General features: G+C 74.5%; 20 protein-coding genes and 1 pseudogene. 7 read left to right on the top strand and 14 right to left on the bottom strand.

Going from position 1 to position 23,333, the window contains the following annotated elements:
* The first annotated feature begins 255 nt into the window (after positions 1–255).
* A complete protein-coding gene (locus ACIQF6_RS23660) occupies positions 256–900 on the top strand; it encodes a TetR/AcrR family transcriptional regulator (RefSeq protein WP_400898124.1) in 645 nt (214 codons plus the stop codon).
* Between the two features lie 547 nt (positions 901–1,447).
* Here ACIQF6_RS23660 and ACIQF6_RS23655 read toward each other — a convergent pair.
* A complete protein-coding gene (locus ACIQF6_RS23655; RefSeq protein WP_400898122.1) occupies positions 1,448–2,746 on the bottom strand; it encodes an FAD-dependent oxidoreductase in 1,299 nt (432 codons plus the stop codon).
* Positions 2,747–2,955: 209 nt separating this feature from the next.
* On the opposite strand from ACIQF6_RS23655, the gene ACIQF6_RS23650 reads away from it, so the two are divergent.
* Entirely contained in the window at positions 2,956–4,125 is a 1,170-nt protein-coding gene (locus tag ACIQF6_RS23650; RefSeq protein WP_400898120.1) for an epoxide hydrolase family protein, read from the top strand.
* Positions 4,126–4,310: 185 nt separating this feature from the next.
* On the top strand, positions 4,311–5,243 hold the full coding sequence (locus ACIQF6_RS23645; RefSeq protein ID WP_400898118.1) for an NAD(P)H-binding protein: 933 nt from the start codon (positions 4,311–4,313) through the stop codon (positions 5,241–5,243).
* Between the two features lie 7 nt (positions 5,244–5,250).
* On the opposite strand, the gene ACIQF6_RS23640 is transcribed toward ACIQF6_RS23645, so the two are convergent.
* The 9 genes from ACIQF6_RS23640 to ACIQF6_RS23600 form a co-directional block, all read right to left on the bottom strand.
* Positions 5,251–6,291, bottom strand: coding sequence for an SDR family oxidoreductase (locus ACIQF6_RS23640; RefSeq protein ID WP_400898116.1), 1,041 nt, complete (start codon positions 6,289–6,291; stop codon positions 5,251–5,253).
* A 31-nt stretch (positions 6,292–6,322) separates the two neighbouring features.
* Positions 6,323–7,570: a beta-ketoacyl-[acyl-carrier-protein] synthase family protein gene (locus ACIQF6_RS23635; RefSeq protein ID WP_400898114.1), complete on the bottom strand. Its 1,248-nt coding sequence runs from the start codon at positions 7,568–7,570 to the stop codon at positions 6,323–6,325.
* A complete protein-coding gene (locus ACIQF6_RS23630; RefSeq protein WP_400898111.1) occupies positions 7,567–7,821 on the bottom strand; it encodes an acyl carrier protein in 255 nt (84 codons plus the stop codon). Before ACIQF6_RS23630 ends, ACIQF6_RS23635 begins: the two co-directional genes overlap by 4 nt.
* A 48-nt stretch (positions 7,822–7,869) precedes the next feature.
* Positions 7,870–9,129, bottom strand: coding sequence for an aspartate aminotransferase family protein (locus tag ACIQF6_RS23625; RefSeq protein ID WP_400898109.1), 1,260 nt, complete (start codon positions 9,127–9,129; stop codon positions 7,870–7,872).
* Positions 9,126–9,581 (bottom strand): type II toxin-antitoxin system RatA family toxin, encoded by a 456-nt coding sequence (locus ACIQF6_RS23620; protein ID WP_400898107.1) that lies wholly within the window; start codon positions 9,579–9,581, stop codon positions 9,126–9,128. Before ACIQF6_RS23620 ends, ACIQF6_RS23625 begins: the two co-directional genes overlap by 4 nt.
* On the bottom strand, positions 9,568–10,746 hold the full coding sequence (locus ACIQF6_RS23615; RefSeq protein WP_400898105.1) for a GNAT family N-acetyltransferase: 1,179 nt from the start codon (positions 10,744–10,746) through the stop codon (positions 9,568–9,570). Before ACIQF6_RS23615 ends, ACIQF6_RS23620 begins: the two co-directional genes overlap by 14 nt.
* Positions 10,747–10,750: 4 nt before the next feature.
* On the bottom strand, positions 10,751–11,881 hold the full coding sequence (locus ACIQF6_RS23610; protein WP_400898103.1) for an acyl-CoA dehydrogenase: 1,131 nt from the start codon (positions 11,879–11,881) through the stop codon (positions 10,751–10,753).
* 48 nt (positions 11,882–11,929) lie between these two features.
* The gene (locus tag ACIQF6_RS23605; RefSeq protein ID WP_400898101.1) at positions 11,930–13,198 is read right to left on the bottom strand and encodes a cytochrome P450; all 1,269 of its coding nucleotides are present in this window, start codon (positions 13,196–13,198) and stop codon (positions 11,930–11,932) included.
* Between the two features lie 178 nt (positions 13,199–13,376).
* Positions 13,377–15,863: a glycoside hydrolase family 65 protein gene (locus tag ACIQF6_RS23600; protein WP_400898099.1), complete on the bottom strand. Its 2,487-nt coding sequence runs from the start codon at positions 15,861–15,863 to the stop codon at positions 13,377–13,379.
* Positions 15,864–16,116: 253 nt separating this feature from the next.
* On the opposite strand from ACIQF6_RS23600, the gene ACIQF6_RS23595 reads away from it, so the two are divergent.
* Together ACIQF6_RS23595 and ACIQF6_RS23590 are read left to right on the top strand one after the other, a co-directional pair.
* The gene (locus ACIQF6_RS23595) at positions 16,117–17,160 is read left to right on the top strand and encodes a zinc-dependent alcohol dehydrogenase family protein (RefSeq protein ID WP_400898097.1); all 1,044 of its coding nucleotides are present in this window, start codon (positions 16,117–16,119) and stop codon (positions 17,158–17,160) included.
* A gap of 20 nt (positions 17,161–17,180) precedes the next feature.
* The gene (locus tag ACIQF6_RS23590) at positions 17,181–17,858 is read left to right on the top strand and encodes a helix-turn-helix domain-containing protein (protein WP_400898095.1); all 678 of its coding nucleotides are present in this window, start codon (positions 17,181–17,183) and stop codon (positions 17,856–17,858) included.
* 3 nt (positions 17,859–17,861) lie between these two features.
* On the opposite strand, the gene ACIQF6_RS23585 is transcribed toward ACIQF6_RS23590, so the two are convergent.
* The 3 genes and pseudogenes from ACIQF6_RS23585 to ACIQF6_RS23575 all read right to left on the bottom strand — a co-directional run bounded on the left by ACIQF6_RS23585 (position 17,862) and on the right by ACIQF6_RS23575 (position 19,619).
* Complete coding sequence (locus ACIQF6_RS23585) at positions 17,862–18,662, bottom strand: MBL fold metallo-hydrolase RNA specificity domain-containing protein (protein WP_400898093.1); 801 nt, start codon at positions 18,660–18,662, stop codon at positions 17,862–17,864.
* Positions 18,663–18,859: 197 nt separating this feature from the next.
* A pseudogene (locus ACIQF6_RS23580) lies at positions 18,860–18,925 on the bottom strand (hypothetical protein); the annotation flags it as partial.
* Positions 18,926–19,118: 193 nt separating this feature from the next.
* Positions 19,119–19,619, bottom strand: coding sequence for a hypothetical protein (locus ACIQF6_RS23575; protein ID WP_400898090.1), 501 nt, complete (start codon positions 19,617–19,619; stop codon positions 19,119–19,121).
* 239 nt (positions 19,620–19,858) lie between these two features.
* Here ACIQF6_RS23575 and ACIQF6_RS23570 point away from each other — a divergent pair, with 239 nt between their 5' ends.
* Positions 19,859–20,881 (top strand): zinc-binding alcohol dehydrogenase family protein, encoded by a 1,023-nt coding sequence (locus tag ACIQF6_RS23570; protein WP_400898088.1) that lies wholly within the window; start codon positions 19,859–19,861, stop codon positions 20,879–20,881.
* 182 nt (positions 20,882–21,063) lie between these two features.
* Here the strand turns inward: ACIQF6_RS23570 and ACIQF6_RS23565 are convergent, their stop codons facing one another.
* Entirely contained in the window at positions 21,064–22,563 is a 1,500-nt protein-coding gene (locus ACIQF6_RS23565) for an MFS transporter (protein WP_400898086.1), read from the bottom strand.
* Between the two features lie 545 nt (positions 22,564–23,108).
* Between ACIQF6_RS23565 and ACIQF6_RS23560 the strand changes: the two genes are divergently transcribed.
* Positions 23,109–23,291 carry a hypothetical protein gene (locus ACIQF6_RS23560; protein WP_400898084.1) on the top strand — a complete coding sequence of 61 codons (183 nt, stop codon included), beginning with the start codon at positions 23,109–23,111 and terminating at the stop codon, positions 23,289–23,291.
* The last annotated feature ends 42 nt before the right edge of the window (positions 23,292–23,333 follow it).

Below are 23,333 nucleotides of genomic sequence, written 5' to 3'. Positions count from 1 at the left end.
TTCAGCTCACCGAACGGAAACGACGCGAATCTGAATCGGGGATCGCCGTTCGGCGCTCGGCCCCCCGCTGATTGACAGGTTCTGCCCGGCGTGCCCGCGCTGACAACTTCCGGCGTGCGGGCCGGACGGGGTGCGGGGCGGGGGGTCGGACCGGGCGGGGGGTGGGAGCATACTGGTGGCTGCCAGGCGTAAAGTATGCACTGTCCACATCAATGATGTTTACACTGTAAACCGAGAGGGAGGGGCCAAGCGACCATGCCCGGCGATACGCGCTCGTACCATCACGGCAATCTGCGCGCTGCTCTGGTGGAGGCCGGCCTGCGCCTGGCCCGGCAGGGCGGCGAGGCCGCCCTCGGCCTGCGCGAGGTCACCCGCTCCGTCGGGGTCACCCCGAACGCCGCCTACCGGCACTTCGCAGACCGGCGCTCGCTGGTACTGGCGGTCGCCGCAGAGGCCCACGAGCGCCTGGCCAGGGCCATGTTGGAACGGATGAACGCCGACCCGCGATCCGCCGACCCGGCCGAACAGGCCCTGCGCCACCTGCGCGGAGTCGGCCTCGGCTACATCGCCTTCGCGCTGTCCGAACCCGGCTGGTTCTCGCTCGCCATCCTCACCCAGGAGGTGCCCGGCGACGAAGACCCGTCCGCGGTCGGCGAGCACGTCCCCCCGCCGTTCCAACTCCTCCTGGACGCCCTGGACGAGACGGTCGCCGCCGGCGTGCTCACCCCCGAACGCCGCGACCACGCCGAATGGGCCTGCTGGTCCGCCGTCCACGGCTTCGCCGACCTCGCCACCCGCGGCCCCCTGCGCCACCAGGACCGCGCCACCATCGACGCCCTGGCCACCCACACCGTGGAAACCATCATCGACGGCATCCGCCACGCGCCTGCGGCAACCTGACGAACCCCCGACGCACCCCCACCACCCGCCCCGGCCACCGGCCCGCCGCACACAACAACGGCGGCCGGCCGCCGGCCGGGAGCAGGCCGCCGGCCGGAAACCGAACAGGAACCACAGACAGCCCGACAACCGAACGGCAACAGCCTGCCGGTCGGCAGCATGGCGGGAACGACAGCCAGACCTGCCGGCCGTCGGGCGCGCCGGCGTCCGGCCGACGGACTGTCGAACGCCGCTCAAGCAAGCCAACGAGCCGACACCCCGGCCGCGACGACCACAGACCGGCAGCGGGTCGGCCGGCGGCCCCTCGAACGCGGCGCTCCCCGACTGACGAGCCATCGAACACCGCACCGTCCGGCCTGCGGCCCCTCGGACACGTCGGGCAGACCGACAGCCGGCCGGACAGCCCGCCGGGCACGACGAACACCCGCCCGACGACCCGCCGACCGAAGGCACCCACTCCGCACCAACCGCCCGGCCGACCGCAACTGCCTCTGACCGCCGGCCCGGGGGGCGGCCGCACTGGCAGCAACCCCTCGCCGGGGAGGCGTCAGCGGTTGGGGCGCAGTACCCGGGACATCACCTGGGGCTTCATCAGGGCCTGCGGCGGGTCGACCAGGCCGGCGGCTCGCAGGAACGCTGTGGAGAGGGAGCCGTCGCCGACTGCGGCGGCCTGGAGGCGCGGGATGTACAGGTTGCCGAGGCGGACCTTGAGGGTGCGGCGGCCCTGGACGCCGTCGAAGCCGAGGTCGGCGCCGGTGGCCATGTCCCACGGTCCGTTGATCACCTTGGCGAGGTCCGCGAAGAACGCGGCCGGCCGGGGCACGCCCGCCGCCAGGTGCTTGCGCAGCACCAGCGACTCGATCGAGGCGACCGTCATGCCCTGCCCGTACACCGGGTTGAACACGGCGGCCGCGTCGCCCATCACCAACAGGCCTTCGGGGTGCCGGGGTTGGCGCTCGTAGCGGCGGCGGATGCTGGCCGGGAAGTGGAACGTCATCGCCTCGCCGAGCGGCTCCGCGTCCCGCACCGCCTTGTGGATCTCGGGGACGGGCAGCGACTCCACGTACGCCATAAAGCCCGCGTGGTCGGTGGGCGGCTTGTCGCCGAGGATGCCGGTCAGCGAGACCGCGTAGCCGTCGGGCATCCGGGCGAAGATCGCGCCGCGCCGGATCGCCGGGGTGGCGACCGGAATGAGGGCGATGTCGTCGCCGATCGGGTCGTAGGGCAGCGGACCCTTGAACCACATCGTGGTGTAGGTCAGGTCCATCTTGACCTGCTCCTCCTGCACCTGCGGGTAGCCGAGTTCGGTCAGCCAGCGCGGGGTGCGGGTGCCGCGCCCGGTGCAGTCGACCACCAGGTCGGCGTCCAGCCGCTGCTCGGTGGAGCCCTGTTCGCGGGCCTGGATGCGCACGCCGGTGACCCGGCCGCCGTCCGGGGTGGCGATCAGGCCCAGCACGTCGGTGTGCTGAAGGTAGGTCACGTGGTCGAGGGCGTTCACCCGGCCGCGGATCCGGGCCTCCAGCAGCGGCCGGCCGGCCGCCACGCAGACCAGCCCGGTCTCCGCCTTCTTCATCATCCGCCCGTTGAAGTACCAGCTCAGGCTGGTGCCGAAGTCGCCGATCGGGACGCCGAGCGAGACCAGCTCCTCGGTGAACCCGGGGAAGACCTCGTCGAGTATCTGCTTCCCCCGGGCGAGCAGCGCGTGGATGTGGTGGCCCTGCGGGATCGCACGGCGCGGGGCGGTCGGCCCGAACAGCTCGTCGCGGTCCACCACCGTGACCCGGCGGTAGGCGTCGGCGAGCATCCGGGCCGCCAGCGACCCCCCGATGCTTCCTCCCAGAACCACTGCGTGATCGCCAACAAAATTGCCCACTGCTCGGCCCTCCCCATTCGCCTCGAAACGCTCCTTGCGGACTCACAAGGTACCGGCCGCGAGGCGGGCGCAATTCTTCCAGAATGCGCAGTTGACGGCCCGCTCTTGTCACTCCGTCAGGCCGGTCCATACCGTGGAAACGCCTTTTCCGGAGGCGTGCCGACATTTGTAAGGAGCTTTCCGTGGAGCCGTTCCGCATCGACATCCCGCAGGCCGAGCTGGACGACCTGCACCGGCGCCTGGACGCGGTCCGCTGGCCGGGCGAGCTGCCGGGCCAGGGCTGGAGCCGGGGTGTCCCGCTGTCCTATCTCAAGGAGCTGGTGGCGTACTGGCGCGACGAGTACGACTGGCGCGCGCAGGAGACCCGGCTGAACTCCTTCCCGCAGTTCACCGACGAGATCGACGGCACCCGGGTGCACTTCCTGCACGTCCGCTCCCCCGAGCCGGACGCCACCCCGATGATCGTCACCCACGGCTGGCCGGGCTCGTTCGTGGAGTACCTGGACGTGATCGGCCCGCTGACCGACCCCCGTGCGCACGGCGGCGACCCGGCCGACGCCTACCACCTGGTCATCCCGACGCTGCCGGGCTTCGGCTTCTCCGGCCCGTTCCCGGAGACCGGTTGGAACCTGCCCCGGGTGGCCGGCGCCTGGGCGCAGCTGATGGCCCGGCTCGGCTACGACCGGTACGTGATCCAGGGCAGTGACCTCGGCGCCTGGACCAGCCTGGTGCTGGCCGCGATCGACCGCCCGCACGTGGCCGGCGCGCACGTCAACTTCCTGATCACGCCGCCGCCGGCCGACGACCCGGCGGCGATGGCCGGCCTCACCGAGGCGGACTTCGCCCGCCTCGGCCTGCTCGGCCGCTTCGCCACCGAGCTGTCCGGCTACATGAAGATCCAGTCCACCCGCCCGCAGACTCTCTCGTACGCCCTCGCGGACTCCCCGGTCGGCCAACTCGCCTGGATCGTCGAGAAGTTCATGGAGTGGGCGGACACCGAGAAGGCGCCCGAGGACGCCGTCGACCGCGATGCGCTGCTCACCGACGTGATGCTCTACTGGCTGACCAACACCGCGTCGTCCAGCAACACCTTCTACGCCGAGATCGCCGACATCCTGCCCACCGCGCCTGTTCCGCCGACCGCCCCGCCGCCACTGGACGTCCCCTTCGGCGTCGCCGTCTACCCGGCCGACCCGGCGCTGCCCATCCGCGCGTTCGCCGACCGCGGCTTCCCGAACATCGTCCACTGGGCCGAGTACGACCGCGGCGGCCACTTCCCCGCCATGGAGGAGCCCGACCTCTTCGTCGCCGACCTCCAGGCCTTCCGCCGCGCCCTGCGCAACGCCGGCTGACACACCGGCACACCGGCCCTGCCCGGCGCTCCCCCGCACCCGGGGCGGACGCCGGGCAGCGCCCGTGGCCGGGGGCGAGCACCGCGCAGCGCCCGGCGTCCGAGCTGCGGAGCGACGCCGTCCGTGCCTGAATCGTTCACAGTTGCGGGACGGCGAGGCGTGCCGCCGCGCGTCTGGAGGAGACGGTGGAACCGATTCTGGTGACGGGCGCCGCGGGCCGGGTGGGCGCGGTCGGCCGGTCCGTGGTGGAGGATCTGCGCGGGCGCGGGCTCCCGGTGCGTGCGCTGGTGCGGCGGGACGACGAGCGGGCCGAGGCGCTGCGGGCGACCGGGGCCGAGGTCGTGGTCGGTGATCTGACCGACGTCGACGACGTGGCGGGGGCGCTGGCGGGCTGCGCCCGGGTGTACTTCGGCATGGGCGTCTCGGCCCAGTACCTGGAGGCGGCGCTGACGACGGCGACGGTGGCCCGGCAGGTCGGGGAGGTCGAGGTGCTGGTGAACATGTCTCAGCTGACCGTCGCCGAGTTGGGCCCGGCCGGTGCGGGCGAGTCGCACCAGCACCGGCAGCAGTGGCTGGTGGAGCAGGTGCTCGCCTGGTCGGGCCTGCCGGTGGTGGAGATCAGGCCGACGGTGTTCCTGGAGAACCCGCTGTTCCGGGCCGGCCTGTCCTCGGTCGCCGTGGACGGCACCGTCCGGCTGCCGCTCGACGGCGCCCGGACCTCCCCGGTGGCGGCGGCCGACGTCGCCGCGGTCGTCGCGGAGGTCCTGGCGGAGCCGCGCCCGCACCTCGGCCGCAGCTATGAGCTGACCGGCCCGCGCGCGCTGGACGGCCCGGCCATCGCCGCGGAGGTCTCCGCCGCGCTCGGCCGGCCGGTGGGCTTCACCGACGTGCCGGTGGACGAGTGGATCGAGCGCGACCTGAAGCCGCTGGGCCTGCCGGAGCACACCTTCGAGCACATCGCCACCATGTCGCGCCTGCACGCCGAGAACCGCTACGACCGTCTGGCCGACGGCGTCCGGCAGGTCACCGGCCGTCCCGCCACCGGCATCGGCGAGTACGTCCGCCGGAACGCCGCCCTCCTGTCCGGGACCGGCCCCGGGCGGCGCGACCGGGGTTGACGGCTCGTCAGCTCGCCCCGGGGCGGAGCAGCGTCCAGGGTTCGGGGCGGGCCAGGGCCAGCCGGGGGCGGCGTTCGGCCCAGTGGAGGACGGAGGCGGCCATGGCGTCGCCCGGGTCGGCGACCTTCCAGGTGGGGTCGAAGGGGCGGCGCATGCTGGTGTAGCTCTGGAACATCGCGAGCAGTTTGACGGCCTGGCTCTGGATGGGCGAGAGCCACTGGTCGGCGAGCGGCAGGAAGAACCGGTTCCAGCTGTCGACGGAGACCATCGGCGGCCGTTCGATCGGGGCGACGCCGTGCGCGGTCCGGAAGCGGTTGAGCGTTCCGCAGACGATGTCGAGGAGCCGGTCGAGGTCGAGGCTGTCGGGGCCGGCGGCGATCACCTCGGTGCGGGGGCGGTCGGGCGGTGGGGCGAGGACGGCGGCGACCATCGCGGCCGCGACCTCGTCGACGGGGCTGATCTCGGCGTGGCCGGCCGGGTCGCCGACGACCACGGCGGCGGTGCCGGAGACCAGCGCCTGCAGCAGGGTGTAGGGGCCGGAGAAGCGGGCGATCTCGCCGGTGCCGCGGCGGCCGACCACCAGCGGCGGGCGGATCAGGGTCAGCGGGCCGGGGTGGGCCTGCCGGGCGATCGCCTCGCAGGTGGCCTTGGACCATTCGTAGCCGTTGCGGTAGCCCTCGAACTCGGTGCCGCGCAGGTCCTCGGGGTTGCGGACGCCGCCGACGTACGCGGTGGAGACCTGGACGAGGTGGGTGTCGCGGTCGGCGAGCGCGAGGACGGCGCGCAGCGGGTCGAGGTTGGCGGCGACGGCCTCGTCCCGCCGGAGGGTCCAGCGGGTGCTGGCCGCCGCGTGCACGATGACGTCCCAGTGTCCGGCGAGCTGGGCGGGCGGCGGTTCGCTGCCCATCCGCCAGCGCACCGCCGTCTCGTCGCGCCGTGCCACCGGGACCAGGTCGAGGGGCCGGCCGTGCGCGTCGGCGGCGGCGCGCAGCTGCTGGGCGAACTCGGTGCCGACCACTCCGGTCGCCCCGGTGAGAAGGACTCGCATGTTTGGCTCCGCTGTTCGGTCCGATGGGGGGTCAGGGCGGTGGTGCGAGCACCAGGCAGGCGTTCTGGCCGCCGAACCCGAAGGAGTTGGAGAGCACGGGGGCGGTCGGGACGGTGCGCGGCGCGCCGGCGACCAGGTCGACCCAGTGCGCCTCGGGGCTGCTGCGCAGGTTGGCGACCGGCGGCACCGTGCCGCGGGCCGCGCAGATCAGCGCGAGTGCGGCCTCGAGTGCGCCGGCCGCGCCGATCAGGTGTCCGGTGACGCCCTTGACGGCGGTGACGGGGGGTGGCTGGCCGTCGAAGCAGCGGTCGATCGCCCGGGCCTCGGCGCGGTCGCCGGGCACCGTCGACGTCCCGTGGGCGCTGATGTGGCCGATGTCGGCGACGGACAGTCCGGCGTCGGCGACGGCCTGCCGCATGCACCGGCCGGCCATCCAGCCGTCCTCGTGCGGGGCGGCGATGTGGAAGGCGTCGCAGGTCTCGGCCCAGCCGGCGATCTCGCCGTGGATGACGGCGCCGCGGGCGAGGGCCGACTCCAGGCGTTCGAGCACCAGGACGGCGGCGCCCTCCCCCATCACGAAGCCGTCCCGGTCGGCGTCGAACGGGCGGCTGGCCAGCGCGGGGGCGTCGTTGCGGGTGGACAGCGCCCGCATCCTGGCGAAGGCGCCCATCACGACGGTGCTGATCGCGGCGTCGACGCCGCCGGCCACCGCGACGTCCAGTTCGCCGTGCCGGATCCGGCGGGCGGCCTCGGCGAGCGCGGTGCTGCCGCTGGCGCAGGCGCTGGAGTAGGTGGTGCAGACGCCCTGGAAGCCGTGGCGCAGCGCGACCCGGCAGGCGGGCGAGTTGCTCATGGTCCGGGGGACGGTGTGCACGGGCAGGTCGCGGGGCCGGTGGGCCCAGCCGGTGGTGGCGTCCTCCATGCTGGTGAGGCCGCCGATGCCGGTGCCGATCTGCACGCCGATCCGGTCGGACGGGAGGTCCTCGGGCAGCTTGGCCTCGCCGAGCGCGTCGGCGGCGGCGCACAGCAGCAGTTGCGCGGGGCGGTCGATCTGCCGGGCCTCGCGCGGGCTGAGGTACGGCGAGACGTCGAACTCCGGTACGGGGCAGGCGAAGTGGACGGGCAGGTCGGCCTCGATCAGGCGGTCCAGCCGGACGGCGGCACTGCGGCCGGCCAGCAGCGCGGCGTACACGTCCTCGACGGTGTTGCCGGCGGGGGACTTGACGCCGATTCCGGTGACGGCGACCCGGTGTCCGCCGGAGGGGTGGCGGGTGCTCATACGGGGCTGTCCATCCGGGTGCGCAGCAGGTCGATGGCGTGGCCGACGTCGCGGGCGGCGAGCAGGTCGTCGGGGTCGATGCGCAGTTGGAGGGCGCGTTCCAGTCGGGCGCCGATCTCCATGAGTTCCAGGCTGTCGATGCCGTAGTCCTCCAACAGGCTGGTGCGGTCCTGCAGTTCGGCCGGGTCGGTGCCGAGGACGTCGGAGATGACCGTCCTGACCGTGACGGCCAGTTCTTCGCGGGTGGGCAACTGCTCTTCACTCCTTCCGCCGCGGGTGCGGCGTCGGTGCCGGCCCGGTCAGCCGGCGGCTGCGGTGCGCAGGGTCCGTCCGGTGGCGGCGAGCGCGGCGTCGAGGAGGCCGGCGGCCTCGGCGAGGTCGGCGGCGGTGCTGACCAGTGGCGGCAGCAGCCGGACGGTGGTGGGGCGGCTGAGGCACGGGGACACCAGCAGTCCGGTGCCGGCCAGTTCGACCAGAACGGCGCCGGCGGCGTGCGGCGAGGCGCAGTCGATGCCGCGCAACAGCCCGCGGCCGCGCACGGCCCGCACCACGTCGGGGTGCCGGGTGCGCAGGTCGTCCAGCATGCCGTCCAGTTGTGCGGACAACTCCTGTCCGTGGTCGGCGAGTTGTTCGATCGCGGCGAGCGCGGCGGGGACGGCGGCGCAGCTCAGCGGGTGGCCGCCGAAGGTCGCCGAGTGCAGGAACGGGTCGGCGGCCAGCGGCGCGTACATCCGTTCGGTGCACAGCAGCGCGGAGAGCGGGACGACGCCGCCGCCGAGCGGTTTGCCGAGCAGGACGGCGTCGACGGGCAGCCGGTCGGCGAGCGCGACCGAGCGGGCGCCGCAGCGGCGCAGCCCGCACTGGATCTCGTCGGCGACGACCAGGGTGCCGTGCCGGGCGGCGTCCGCGCACCACTGCCGCAGGACGTCGGTGGGCAGCGGCAGTGCGCCGTTCTCGCCCTGCACGGGTTCGAGGACGAGCGCGGCGACCTCGCGGCCGGCGACCTCGCGGGCGACGGCGTGCGGGTCGTCGGGGTCGACGTGGACGACGTCGACCGCGCAGCCGAGCAGGCCGGTGCGGTACAGCGGGCTGTGGGTGAGGGCGAGGGCGCCGAGCGACTTGCCGTGGAAGCCGCCGCGGACGGCGAGCACCCTGGTCCTGCGGGTGGCCAACCGGGCCAGTTTGACGGCGACTTCGACCACGTCCGCGCCGTTCAGTCCGAAGTAGACCTTCGGGAGGGCGTCGTCGAGGTAGCCGCTGAGGGCGGCGGCGGCTTCGGCGGCGACGGGGTTGGCGAGGCTTCGGGTGGCGGTCGGCATGGCGTCGAGCTGGGCGCGGACGGCGGCGGTCACGGCGGGGTGGCGGTGGCCGAGCAGGGTGACGGCGTAGGAGCCGAAGTCGAGCGCGGTGCGGCCGTCGGAGAGGGTCACCCGGCAGCCTTCGGCGGCGGTCTCGACGGCGCCGCGCCCCGCGAAGCCGCCGGACAGGGCGAGTTTCGGGGAGAAGTGGCGGCGCAGCCGGTCGAAGACGTCGGCGCCGGCGGGTGCGGTGGTCGTCACTGTGCGGCTCCCTGGAGCAGCAGTCGCTGTTCGAGGGCGGCGAGCATCTGGGCGGCGCTGTCGCGCAGGGCGTCCGCCGCGACGGGGTTGAGCATGTCGGCGAGCAGCGGGATGCCGATGTCGAAGTCGACGTGCAGGGCGACGGTGCTGCCGCCGCCGGGTGCGGCCGTCACCGCCCAGTGGCCGACGAACGCGCCGAGGTCGCCGTCGAGTTGCTCGAAGTCGAAGCGGCGGGCGGCGTGGTCGATGACCTCGGCCTCGGTCCAGCGCAGCACGGAGCCCTTGAGCCGCACCGACCAGGCGGTGGTGCGGTGCCGGTCGTCGGGCTGGTCGACGATCTCGACCGAGTCGACGCTGTCCATGCAGGCGGGGTAGCCGAGCACGTCGACGACCACCGGCCAGGCGTGCTCGGGCGCCACGGCGATCGGCAACTCCACTTCAACGCGCGGCATGTGACGGCCTCTCTTGACTGGGGGTGGGTTCGGGTCGGTGCGGGCCGAGCGCGTCGGCGCGGGCGGCGCCGAGGGCCGCCGGGAGGAGGCGGCGGAGCACGGCGCGGGGCAGCGGGCGGAGGTGGGTCATGGCGTGCCACTGCTCGACCAGCGCGCAGCCCATCTCGACCTTGGGTTCGTAGGCGGTCTGGGCGAAGCGGATGTGTCGGCAGCCGCTGTCCATGGCCAGCCGGACGGCCGCGTAGTGCAGGTTGTGGTAGATCGCGGCGTCGTGGTTGACGCGGTAGTCGAGGCCGATCCGGGCGCCGGTCGCGCCGTTGCCGGCGAACAGGCAGAGCAGGAAGCCGACCGCCCGTTCGCCGTCGAGGCAGACCACCAGGCGGCTGCTCGGGTCGTCCGCGCCGGCCAGGGCGGCCAGGAAGGCGTGGTCGAGGACGTCGAGGGTCTGGTCGGCGCGGTCCATCACCTGCCGGTAGAGGGCGAGCAGTTGGGGCAGCAGGTGGGTGTACTCGGCGAGCACCTCGATGCGCAGCTCGGGGTGGGCCCGGAACCGGCGGATCTTGGCCCGGGCGTTGCGCCGCGGCTTGGCCGGGAGGGCGGCCACGTAGTCGTCGAAGGTGGCGGCGGTCAGGGCGAGTTCGGTGTCGGGCAGGCCGGGGGCGAGAAAGAAGCCGGCGGCGGTGAGCGGCGCCCGCAGCGGGCCGAGGTCGGGGGCGGCGAAGTCCTTGAAGACCACCGTGCCCAGGTGTTCGCGGCGTGCGAAGTCGAGGACCGCCGTGACGAGTTGCCGCCCGGCCGGGGCGTCGAGCGGCCGGTCCGTCAGCAGGTGGCCCTGGCCGAGCAGGTTGCCGCAGAACAGCATCGGCACCCGCAGCAGCCGGGGCGCGAGGCGGCGCAGCGGGGTGAGCAGGCGGCGTTCGTCCGGGCCGACGATCCGGTCGAGCATCAGGTCGCGGAACAGGCACAGCGGGAGGACGGCCGTCACCTCGCCCGCCCGGCGGATCGTCAGGTAGGCGTAGCCGGCCGGCCCGACCCGGCTGCTTTCGAGCGCGGTGAACACGCCGCGGGACCACATCGGGTCGTCCGCGGGGGCCAGCCGTTCCCAGTCGCCGGGCGGCAACTCCTCGATGCTGCGCAGCACTTCGACCTGGTAGCCCGCCTCCACCGGCTCAGCCGATCCGCAGCGCGCGGCCGTCGAGGAACTCCCGCAGCGGGCGGGCCATCCTGTTGCGGGCCGGGGGGTGGAAGGTCAGGCCGACGGCGGCGGAGGCGAGGTAGGAGCCGTCGGGCGAGCCGATGAAGGCCATGCCGCCGAGGGCGGCGAGGCAGGCCCGGGTGGTGCGGGCGATGGCGTCCTGGGCGGCGTACCGGGCGGTGAGCGCCTGGACCAGCAGGGCCTCGTTCCAGTCCTCGTCGGCCATGGCGCGGGCGACGGCCTCGACGGCGAGCATCGCGGCCTCGACGGGGACGAGGTAGGGCGTCGGGTCGTCGTCGCCGCCGCCCCTGCGGTGCAGGGTGCGTTCGACCAGGGCGCTGGCCATGCCGAGGTAGCCGGCGGTCAGCAGCAGTTCGAACCAGAGGAAGCCGGCCACGTTGAGCGCGTCCGGCACGGCGTCGGCGGTGACGTCGGTGGCCACCACCATGCTCGGGTCCAACTCGACGTCGGTGAGCCGGACTTCGTCGCTCTCCGCGCCGGCCAGGATGGGCGTGCCCCAGAACGGGCGGACGCTGACGCCCGGGGCGCTGGCGGGGATCAGCGCGACGGCCAGCCGTTCGACGCCGTCGACGCCGGTAAGCCCGACGGAGGCGGTCAGCAGGTCCATCGAGCGGGACAGGCTGCACGGCATCTTGCTGCCGTTCAGCACGATCCGGTCGCCGCGCCGTTCGGCGGTGATGTGCGGGGTGAGGATGTTCTGGCCGGGGCGGCCCTCGGCGAAGCCGGAGGCGACCAGCATCCGCTCCTTGGCGATGGCCTCCAGCAGCAGCCCTTCCAGGCCGTTGCCGTACTTGGCGGCCTCGACCAGGCCCGCGATGGAGAAGTGGTGCATGGTGGTGGCGACCGCGAGCGAGGGGCAGCGGGCGCCGACGGCGCGCTGCACCCGGACGGCCTGCAGGGCGCTGGCGCCCGCGCCGGAGTTGGCGGCGGGCACCAGCAGGCCGGGGCCGCCGGCGTTCTTGAACGCCTCGATCGCCGGGCTGGGCGTCTTCTCCAGCGCGGCCAGCGGATGGCGGGCGAGCGCCTCGTCCAACCCGGGCATGAGCGCCTCGAGTTCGGCGCGTTCGCGGTGCAGGAAGTTCACGGGCAGGTCCTTCGGGGAGGGTCGGGACGACGGGGTCGGCGCGCGGCGTCAGCCGGCGGCCGCCAGTGGCAGGGCGTCGAAGGAGCGCAGGCAGGCCGAGGCGCGCCGCACCGGCGGCCCGGCCTGGGCGAGCCGGGGGAAGCGGGTGAGCAGCCGGCCGAGCAGCGCGGCCCCTTCGAGCCGGGCCAGGCCCGCGCCGAAGCAGTAGTGCGGCCCGGCGCTGAAGCTCAGCACGTGCCCGTCCGGTCGGCCGACCAGGAACGCGTCCGGGTCCCGGTAGCGCCGAGGGTCCCGGCCGGCGGCGCCGAGCACGGCGGTGACGCTGCCTCCGGCGGGGACGGTGACGCCGCCGATCTCGGCGGGCCGGGTGGCGAGCCGTTCGGTCATCAGCACCGGCCCGTCCCAGCGCAGCGACTCCTCGACCGCGGCGGGCAGCAGGCCCGGGTCGTCCCGGAGCAGCGCGGCCTGGTCGGGGTGGGTGAGCAGGGCGTGCACGGAGAGGCCGAGCAGCCCGGCGGTGGTCTCGAACCCGGCGACGAAGACCAGCATCAGAAGGTCCGTCACCTCCTGGTCGGTGAGCGGCTGTTCGACGTTCTCGACGGCGGCGCGGGCGAGCAGCGCGGAGGTGAGGTCCTCGGTCGGCCGGGCCCGCCGCTCGGCGAGCAGGCCGGCGAAGTACGCGCGCAGTGCGGTGACCGCCGCGTCGGCCAGCCGCCAGTCCTCGGCGGAGCGCACCGGTTCCAGCAGGCGCGCGGCGTCGCGTCCGAGCCGGTGGAAGTGCTCCTGGTCGGCGGGTGGCACGCCGATCAGTTCGCCTACCACCGCGACCGGCAGCGGGTATCCGACGATGTCCTGGAAGTCGGCCGGGCTGCCGTCCGAGGTGGCGTCGGCGAAGCGGTCGAGCAGCTCGTCGGCGGTCTTTTCCACGGTCTCCGTCAGCCCGGGCATCCGCCGGGGCCCGAAGGCGCGCACCAGGGGGCCGCGCAGCCGCTGGTGGGCGGCGCCGTTGGTGCCGAGCAGCGAGGTGTAGAAGAAGTCCGCGGCCGGGTGGGCCGACCAGTCGGGGCGCTCCCGCTCCAGCCAGTCCCGGTCGGGCACCACGAAGGCCGGGCCCGACAGCGCGGCCTGGCACTCGGCGAACCCGGTCAGGAAGCGGGTGTCCAGCTCCTCGTGGTGGTGCACGGGCGCGATCCGGCGCAGTTCGGCGAGCGGGGCGTACGGGTTCTCCCGGGCCTCGGGCGCGAAGACCGACAGGAGGATCCGGTCCGCCTCGGTCCGGTCGCCCGCCTGCGCCTGGTCAGCCGCGGAAGCGTTCACTGCGCTCGCCCACCTTCGCCCGCCGGTACGCGCGCAGGCCTGTCGAATCGATTCATGGAATCCATGCGGTTCGGGTAGAGAGTACCGGAAAGGAAGTCGTGCAAAACCGTTTCCGAATTGAAGTGGCCATCCTGCGATAGGAATTACTACCCGTCAGATCATTCACCGGGAGTTCGGTTCACAGCGCGAATTTGTGGCTCTCCCCCGGCCGCAGCACGGCGACGGTGCCGCGCACCCCGATCCGGACGGGCCGCTCGGCGCCGGCGTCCAGCGCCGCGCTGACGGACCGCCGGTCGACGGTGATCCGCACGTCGCGGTGGCCCCGGTAGCGCAGGTCCAGGTCGAGGCTGCCGAGCGCAGATGGCAGCTGCGGGTCCAGCCAGAGCGCGTCGTCGCGCAACTCCAGCCCGGTGTAGCAGCGTTGCAGCAGGTCGGCGGCGCCGGCCATCGCCCCGAGGTGGACGCCCTCCCGGGTGGTGCCGCCCTGGGTGTCCACCAGGTCCGCGGTGAGCGCGTCCCGGAAGTGCCGCCAGGAGGCCCGGCGGTCGCAGCGGGTCAGCACCCAGGCGTGCACCACGGAGCTGAGCGTGGAGCCGTGCACGGTGCGGTCGAGGTAGTAGGAGACGGTGCGCTGCATCAGGTCGCACCCGGCGGGGTGCCCCAGGCGGCGCAGCAGGTCGCGCACCTCGCGGCCGGTGAACAGGTACCAGAGCATCAGCACGTCGGCCTGCTTGGACGCCCGGTAGCGGTTGACGGTGTCGCCCTCGGCCTCCAGGATCCGGTCGAGGCGGCGCAGGTCCGGGTAGCGCCGGCGGTAGGTCTCCCAGTCGAGTTCGGCGAGCCGCTCGTAGCCGTCGAACTGGCTGATCACCCGGCTGTGGAAGGGCACGTACAGCCGGCGGCCGACCTCCTGCCAGCGGTCGGTCTCCGCGGCGTCCAGGGCGAGGCGCTCGGTCAGTTCGTCGCGCCGCCGCTCCGGGAGGGCGCGCAGCGCGTCCTGGGCGCGGGCCAGCACCCAGGAGGCGAGCACGTTGGTGTACGCGTTGTCGTCCAGCCCGGGCCCGTCCGCCCACGGGTAGGCGTCGTGGTACTCGTCCGGCCCGAGGACGCCGCGGATCGACCAGCGCCCGCGGCCCGGGTCGTAGACGGCGGCCGAGGCCCAGTAGCGGGCGATCTCCAGCAGCGGTTCGGCGCCGGTCTCGGCGAGGAAGTCGACGTCTCCGGTGGCCCGGTAGTACTCCCAGATGTTGTAGGCGACCGCGGAGCCGACGTGCCGTTGCAGGTGGGTGTGGTCGGGCAGCCAGCGGCCGGAGCGCGGGTTGAGGTGCACCCGGGACGACTGCTCCTGCCCGTCGCTGCCGCTCTGCCACGGGTAGCTCGCGCCGCGGCGGCCCTCGGCGCGGGCGGCGCGCCGGGCGGCGTCGAGCCGGCGGTGGCGGTAGCGCAGCGCCGCCCGGGCGAGTTCGGGGAAGCACAGGTCCAGCACCCGCAGCACGAACAGTTCGTCCCAGAAGATGTGGCCGCGGTACGCCTCGCCGTGCAGCCCGCGGGCGGGGATGCCGACGTCGAGGTCCGCGGAGTGCTCGGAGTACGACTGCAGCAGGTGGAACAGGTTCAGGTGCAGCGGCCCGAGACCGTGGAAGTCGGCGTCGATCCGGCAGCGCCGCCACAGCTGCTCCCAGCGCTGCGCGTGCTCGGTCAGCAGCTGGTCGAAGTCGCCTGCCTCGGCGGCGAGTTGACGGGCCGACTCGAGCGGGTCGCCGGTCGCCGGGTCGTGCGAGGTGTGGACGGCGACGGCCTTGTCGACGGTGACGGTCAGGCCCGGGGCGACGTCCAGCGCCAGCGTCTGCGCCACCCGCCCCGGCCGGGCCTCGCCGCGGAACTCGGCCTGCACCGGCCGCCCGGCGGCGCGCACCCGGTGCCGGGCGGCGAGGGCGATGCGCCGGCCCGGCCCGGTCAGCACCTCCAGCCACAACTCCCCTTCCGGGCCCGCCTCCTGACGCAACGGGGTGAGGTGACGGCTGGCCAGTCCGGCGTACCGGGGCACGCCCGCGTTGGTGACGGTGCCGTCGAGCGCGGAGCGCACTTCGAGCCGGCCGGACCAGTTCTCGGCGGTGAGCTGCGTCTCCAGTGCGACGAGGTGCGGCCGGGCCTGGCTGGCGATCCGCCGCTGGACCAACCGGGTGCGCCGCCCGACGCCGTCCACGCACACCGCCCGGCGGGTCAACACCCCGCGTTTCAGGTCCAGTTCGAGTTCCTGCTCGACGGGCGGGCCGGTGAACCACTCGGCGCCGGCGCAGCGGAACGTGACGGGCAGCCAGTTCGGGCAGTTCACCAGGTCCTCGTGGGTGAACACCCGTCCGCCGAGGACGGAGTCGGCCCGGTCGTAGCAGCCCGCCAGGTAGGTGCCGGGGTAGTGCTCGCCGCCCGCCGCCGCCTCGGGCGCCGCGCCGCGGGTGACCAGGTAGCCGTTGCCGACGGCGCACAGCGCCTCCCGCAGCCCCTCCTCGGCGGGCGCGTACCCGGTGTAGCGCAGCCGCCACGGGTCGGGCATCAGGTTGCCGCGGGCACCGCCGGACGGGTTCGGGCTGTCATGGGCGGCGCCGGACGGGTTCGGACCGCCGTGGGCAGGGCCGGACGGCCGGTGGGGAGGGTCGGGTTCCACGGCTCACCTCCGTTCGGACGCCGGGGCCCGTTCTCCAGTGTGCCCACCGACCGACTGCCGCTGCCGCGCCGGGCGGCGGAACGACCGGGCAGCGGGGAGGCTGGTGGACGGGGCCGATCCGCGCGGGGGCCGGTCCGCGGCCGTTCGGCAGAGATCGCCGGCCGATCTGCGGCCGATCCGCAGCCGATCGACGGCCGTCCCCGCAGCCGTCCCGCAGCCGTCCCGCAGCCGTTCCGGACAGGGAGTGAGAGCGATGAAGGCGCTGACCTACCACGGGCCCGGCCGCCGCACCTGGGGCGAGGTCCCCGACCCGGCGGTCCGCGATCCCGAGGACGCGATCGTCCGGGTGGACGCCGTCACCATCTGCGGCACCGACCTGCACATCCTCAAGGGCGACGTCCCGGAGGTCGCCGAGGGCCGGGTGCTCGGCCACGAGGCGGTCGGCACGGTCGTCGAGACCGGCAGCGCGGTGCGCACCGTCGCGGTCGGCGACCGGGTGCTGGTCTCGTGCATCTCCGCCTGCGGGCGCTGCGGGTACTGCCGGCGCGCCATGTACAGCCAGTGCACGGGCGGCGGCGGGTGGATCCTCGGGCACCTGGTCGACGGCACCCAGGCCGAGCTGGTGCGCACCCCGTTCGCCGACAATTCGCTGCACCGGCTGCCGGAGGGCGTCGACGACGAGACGGCGCTGATGTTCGCCGACATCCTGCCGACGGCGTACGAGGTCGGGGTGCGCAGCGGCCGGGTGGGCCCCGGCGACACCGTCGCGATCGTCGGCGCGGGCCCGATCGGGCTGGCCGCGATCGCCACCGCCCGGCTGTACACGCCGCGCCGGATCGTCGCCGTCGATCTCGCGGCGAGCCGGCTGGCCGCGGCGGAGCGGTTCGGCGCGGACGAGGTGCTGCGCAGCGGCGACGGCGTCGAGGAGGCGGTGCGCGCACTGTCCCCCGACGGGCTGGGCGTCGACGTGGCGATCGAGGCGGTCGGCGTCCCCGACACCTTCGAGCTGTGCACCCGGCTGGTGCGTCCGGGCGGCCGGGTGGCCAACGTCGGGGTGCACGGCAGGCCCGCCGTGCTGCACCTGGAGGAGCTGTGGATCAAGAACATCACCGTCACCACCGGCCTGGTCGACACCGCCACCACGCCGCTGCTGCTCGACCTGCTCGCGGCCGGCCGGCTGGAGGCGCGCGGGCTGGTCACCCACCGCTTCGGGCTGGACGAGATGCCGGAGGCCTACGACGTGTTCGCCGACGCGGCCGGCAGCGGGGCGCTCAAGGTCGCCCTGTTCCGGACCTGACCCGGAGCGGGTGAGTCCCGATGCCCCTGAACCCCCGGGAGGACCGGTTGGCCGCCGACGCGGTCGCGCACCGGATCGCCGAGCGCAGCGCGCAGCTCGGCCTGGAGCCGGACGCGCTGGCCGAGGCGGCGGGCATGTCCCTCCCGTACCTGGAGTTCCTGGCGTCCGCCGGCCCGTCCTTCGACCCGAACGGCTTCCTGCGGATCGCCGCCGCGCTCGGCCTGACCTACCAGGAGCTGCTGGCCGGCCGCCCCGACCGCCCGCCCGGCCAGGCGCCGCCCGCGCCGCGGCCGGTGCTGGTCCGGCTGACCGAGACGGAGTGCTGGGACGACCTGGGCGAGCGGGGCGTCGGCCGGATCGCCCTGCCCGGCGAGCGCGGCCCGGCGGTGTTCCCGGTGAACTACGCCGTGGACCGGCACACCGTCGTCTACCGCACCCGCGACCACGGCGCGGCCGACGCGCCGCCCGGCACCGGCGTCTCCTTCGAGGTCGACCGGATCGACGAGCTCCGCGCCAACGGCTGGAGCGTGCTGGTCACCGGCACCGCCGAGCGGATCGACGACCCGCCGACCCTCGAACAGCTGGCGCACGACCCGGCCGTCCAGCCCTGGGCGGGCGGCACCCGCCCCTGCTGGATCCGGGTCCGGCCGGGCGCGGTGTCCGGGCGGCGGATCTGCACCGTGCCCGCCGCGAGCTGACGCTCAGCGCACCAGCACCCGTTCGCCGGAGCGCGGCACCACGGCCGTCCAGCCGAGTTCCCGGTCGATCCGGTCGCGCAGCGCCTGCGAGCCCTCGGGTTCGCCGTGCACCAGGTAGGTCGCGGACGGCGCGGGCGCCGGGCGCAGCCAGTCGACGATCTCGGCGGCGTCCGCGTGCGCCGAGAACGCCGGGACGTTGACGATCTCCGCCCGGACGGGCACGTACCCGCCGTACATCTTCAGCACCCGGGCCCCGTCGACCAGGTCCCGGGCGCGGGTGCCCGCGGCGGCGTACCCGACCACGACCACGGTGTTGCGCGGGTCGGGCAGCAGCCGGTGCAGGTGGTGCACGACCCGCCCGCCGGTGGCCATCCCGGACGCGGACACCAGGATCGACGGCAGCCGGGATTCCTCCAGCCGCATCGACTCCGCCAGCGAGCGGACCGGCCGGAACGGCTCGGGGCTGATCGCGGCCTCGCCGCGGGCGAGCACCTCGGGCCGCAGCTCGGGCGCCCGCTCGGCGAACGCGTCCTGGTGGATCCGCAGCGTGGCGAGCGCCATCGGGCTGTCCACGTGGACGGGGACACTGCTCGGCAGCCGCCCGGCCCGGCGCAGCTCGGCGAGCTGGTGCAGCACCACCTCGGTGCGGTCGACGGCGAACGACGGGACGACGACGGTGCCGCCGCGGGCCAGCGTCCGGTCGAGGGCGTTCGCGAACTGCTCCCGGGCGGCGGTCTCCTCGTGCCGGCGGTTGCCGTACGTGGACTCCGGTACAGCGGCAGCGCGGGCCGGTGCTTGGACCACCCGTGCCGGTTGGCGTGGTCGGCGTCCTCCCGCAGCAGGTGGGCGCTGTCCCGCAGGATCGGCTCGGCGATCCGCGCGGTGTACGGGGTGGTGAACACCGGCCCCCGGAACCCGTCCGCGACCGGCCTCGGCAGATACCCGCAGTGGTCCAGGTGCGCATGCGTCAGCACCACGCAGTGCACGTCCGCCGGATCGAGCGGCAGCGGCCGCCGGTTGCGCCGCCGCAACTCGGCCAGCCCCTGGAACAGCCCGCAGTCGATCATCACCCGGGCGTGGTCGGTCTCCACCATGACCTTGCTCCCGGTGACGGTCCCGACCCCGCCCAGAAACGTCAGCAACCCCGGCCGCGGCGTCGGAGCGGGCTCTCTCCCCATGACGACCTCCCGTCCTCCGCCTCCCCGCATCCGCCCACTCCGGCCGGACACCCATCGGGAGGGCCGCCGTCCCGCCGGGCGGTCAGCTCGGTTGGCGGCGTGTCCACTGCGGTTCGATCTGCTGCCACTCCTCGTCCCAGCCCGCGTAGCGGCGGCGGTCCAGGAGGCGGAGGGTGCCCTTCCAGGCGAGGGTGCAGAGGAGGGGGAGGGCGGTGACGGTGAGCAGTGCGGCGGTCAGGGCGACCGCCACCGCCTCGCCGGCGCCGGCCGGTTGGGTGACGACCCTGCTGCGGTCGTCCACCCAGATCTGCACGGGGGTGCCGGCCCGCTGGCCGGACGGGACGACGGCACTCGCCAGGTGGTCGGTGCCGTCGGAGTTCCAGGCGACGGCGGCGCGGGTGGTGGTGATGCCGACGCCGGCCGGGACGTCGGCGACGAGCTGTGCCGTCACCGAGTGCCGGTCGGTGGCCTCCTCCCGGACCACCCGGGCCTGGTCCTGGTGGACCGCCAGGCCGACGGCGAGCGCGGCCGGGATCGCACCGATCGCCACCGCCGCCAGCAGCCGCCCCGCCCACCACTGCACGCGGTCGCTGCTCCGCCTCAGGGGGTTCTTCCGTTGCTGCGGATGCGCATGCACGCCGCCCGCCTCCTTGCCGCACGACCTGGCCTTGTTCGACCCCCAGTTTTTCGGGGACGGCGGCGGCCCGGCATGGTCCGTACGGCCCTATTCCGGCCGACAACCGGCCCGGGTCGCCGGGCCGACTCGTCCCTCCGCCGCGCCGCGAGCACGCTGAAGGGGAGGCCGAGAACCAGGGAGGTCGTATGCGTACGGTGCGGGACGGAGCCTGGGTGGTGGCCCGGCCGGGGCCGGTGGACGCCGAGGTCGGGCCGCTGGAGTGGGAGCGGCGGCCGCCGCCCGTCCCCGGTGCGGGCGAGATCCTGGTCGAGGTGGAGGCGTGCGGGGTGTGCCGGACGGATCTGCACCTCGCCGAGGGCGACCTGCCGCCGCGGGTGCCGCGGTGCACGCCCGGCCACGAGGTGGTGGGCCGGGTGACGGCGACCGGCCCGGACGTGACGGAGTTCGCGGTCGGCGACCGGGCCGGGGTGGCGTGGCTGGCGGGGGTGTGCGGGCGCTGCCGGTACTGCCGCGGCGGGCGGGAGAACCTCTGCCCGGAGTCGACCTACACCGGCTGGGACCGGCACGGCGGCTACGCCGGTTTCGTCACGACCGACGCCCGCTTCGCCTATCCGCTGCCCGACGGCCCGCCCGCGGAGGAGCTCGCGCCGCTGCTGTGCGCGGGCATCATCGGCCACCGCGCCCTGGCCCGCGCCGAGTTGCCGCCGGGCGGTCTGCTCGGCCTCTACGGTTTCGGCGCGTCCGCCCATCTGACGGCCCAGATGGCACTGGCCCGGGGCGCCCGGCTCGCGGTGTTCACCCGCGGCGCGGCGGCCCGCGACCTGGCCCGGGAGCTCGGCGCGGGCTTCGCCGGCGACTCCTACGACCCGCCGCCCGAGCCGCTGGACGCGGCGATCCTGTTCGCCCCGGTCGGCGAGCTGGTCCCGGTCGCCCTGGCGGCCCTGGACCGCGGCGGCACGCTCTCGGTCGCCGGCATCCACCTGACCGACATCCCCGCCCTGAACTACCAGCGCCACCTGTTCCAGGAACGCACCCTGCGCAGCGTCACCGCCAACACCCGCGCCGACGGCCGCGCGTTCCTGGCCGAGGCCGCCCGCGTCCGCCCGACGATCCGCGTCAACCGCTACCCCATGCACCGCGCCGACACCGCCCTCGCCGACCTGGCCGCGGACCGGGTCACGGGCGTCGCGGTCCTGCTGGCGGACTGAACACCCTTGCCGGGAAGGGGTTCTGGTCTCCGACTCGCGAACCCCGCGGTCGGTCGCGGACCCTGGTCGAGCTCCACCGACCGCCGCGATGCGGCACAGCCCCTTGCCCCCTGGCGGTCCACGCCCACGCCGGACCCGGGCCCACCGCCGGGAGTTGGACCACCGCCCTCCGCCCCGGCCGGCTAGGCGCGGCTCACCTCCGGCACGTCCTCCACCGCCCCTGCCTCCAATGATGATTGACGCATCGTCAGCATCAGCACCGCCAGCACCGCGAAGATGGCGGCGGCAGCGAGGCCCGTGACGTGCAGCGCGCCGGTGAAGGCCTCGCGGGCGCGTTGCAGGAACACCGCGGCCTGCTCGGCGGGGAGTTGACGGACCGCCGCCACCGCGCCGGCCAGCGAGTCGGAGGCGCCGCCCATGCGGCGCCGGTAGACGACGGCGGCCAGCACGCCGAGCAGGGCGAAGCCCAGCGAGCCGCCGAGGTAGTTGCCGGTCTCCGACATCGAGGCCGCCGAACCGGCCCGCTGCGGGGGGACGGAGCCGAGCACGAGTACGGTGCCGAGGGCGAACAGCGGGCCGGTGCCGACGGCCAGCACGGTGATGCCGGTCATCACCAGCACCAGGGAGCCGTCGACGGCCGCGAGCAGCAGGCCGCCGAGCGCGGAGCAGACCAGGCCGCCGGCGATCGCCGCGTGCGTGCCCGTCCGGCGGGCCAGCGCGGGCGAGGCCATGGTGCCGACGGCGACGCCGAGGCCCATCGGGGCGAACAGGACGGCCGAGACGGCCGGCGAGTGGCCGAGCACGTTCTGCAGGTACTGGGTGACCAGCAGCCCGGTGCCGGCCATCGCGACGCCGGCCAGCACCAGCCCGACCAGCACCGCCGCGAACGGCCGGCTGCGCAGCAGTCGCAGGTCCAACAGCGGTTCGTCGACCCGTAGTTGACGCCGGACGAAGAGCAGTCCGAGCACCGCGCCGACGACCAGCGCGACCGCCGGTCCGACCGCCGACCCGCCCGCGATGCCGTCCACGGCCAGCTGCTTGACGCCGTACACCACCAGCAGCATCGCCCCCAGCGACAGCCCGACGCCGACCGGGTCCAGCCGGCCCGCGCGTTCGCTGCGGAACTCGGGGAGCAGCGCCGGTCCGGCGAGCAGCAGCAGCGCCATCGGCGGTACGGCGATCAGGAACACCGAGCCCCACCAGAAGTGCTGGAGCAGCACGCCGGCCAGCACCGGCCCGAGCGCCCCGCCGGCGAACTGGCCGGTCGCCCAGACCGCGACGGCCCGGCCGCGTTCGCGTTCCTCGCGGAACATGGTGGTGATCAGCGAGAGGGTGGACGGCGCCAGGGTCGCGCCGGCGACGCCCAGCAGGGCCCGGACGACGATCAGCATCAGCGGGTCGACGGCGAACGCGGCCACCACCGAGAGCACCGCGAAGGCGGCGGCGCCGGTGAGCAGCAGCCGTCGACGGCCGATCCGGTCGCCGAGGGTGCCCATCGTGATGACCAGTGCGGCCACCACGAGTCCGTAGCTGTCGCTGATCCACAGTTGCTCGACGTTGTCCGCCCCCAGGTCGGCGCTGAGCTGCGGGAGCGCGAGCAGCAGCGCCGTCACGTCCATCGCGACGATCAGTGTCGGCAGCATGAGCAGGGCCAGCCCCCACCTCGGCCGGTCGATTCGCATCTCCGCTTGCTCCTTCTCGCTCGGTTGTCCCGTCGTCCGGTCGGAGCGGCCGGGCGGTTTCTCGACATCGCCACGGCCGAAGATTCCCGGCGGGGACGTCGGGGCGGCGCAGGCGGCTCCGACCACCGGGCCGAGGGCCCCCGCCGAGGCCCGCGAACGACGAGGGGTGCGCGAGGAAGCTCCCGCTCGGCCCGCGCGCCGGCCCGGCGGTGCGGGATACGACAGGCGGCGGGCGACAAGGGTCGGGCACGGCCGGCCCCTTCAAGTGCTGCTGGATTCCGGCAAATTGATCCTCACGCAGGCGCCGATCGGCCCGGCGGAAGCCGTCGCGGCGTCCGGGCGGCACGGGCAGCGGCACCCCCGGCCGCGCGAGCCCCCGACGGCCCCCGCCGGCCGAGGCAACCATGACTTGACATCATGAACCTGTCAGTCAAGGCGGCCCGCCCGGCACTCCACATGCATCGATCCGGGGCCCCACCTAGCGTGGATAGAGGACATCGTCGATCCGACGATGACGTCCGTCCTTCCCCAAGGAGGCGTATCCGATGCTTGCCCAGACCGTGCTTACTCCCCACACGGTGACGACACCCGAGCTCGGCGCCGTGAAGGCGCTGCTGAGCGAGGACGAGTCGCCGGTCAGCGACGCGCCGCTGTACCGCCCCGAGGCCGTCGGCTTGCTGCTGCTCGCCCTGCTGCTCTCCCCGAAGGGCCCCAAGGAGAAGAAGTAGCACCGCCCCGGCATCAGATCGGAACAATCGGAAGAAAGTAGT

This window comes from Kitasatospora sp. NPDC092948 (assembly GCF_044754805.1).
Lineage (GTDB): Bacteria > Actinomycetota > Actinomycetes > Streptomycetales > Streptomycetaceae > Kitasatospora.
This window is presented reverse-complemented; position numbering and strand designations above follow the sequence as displayed.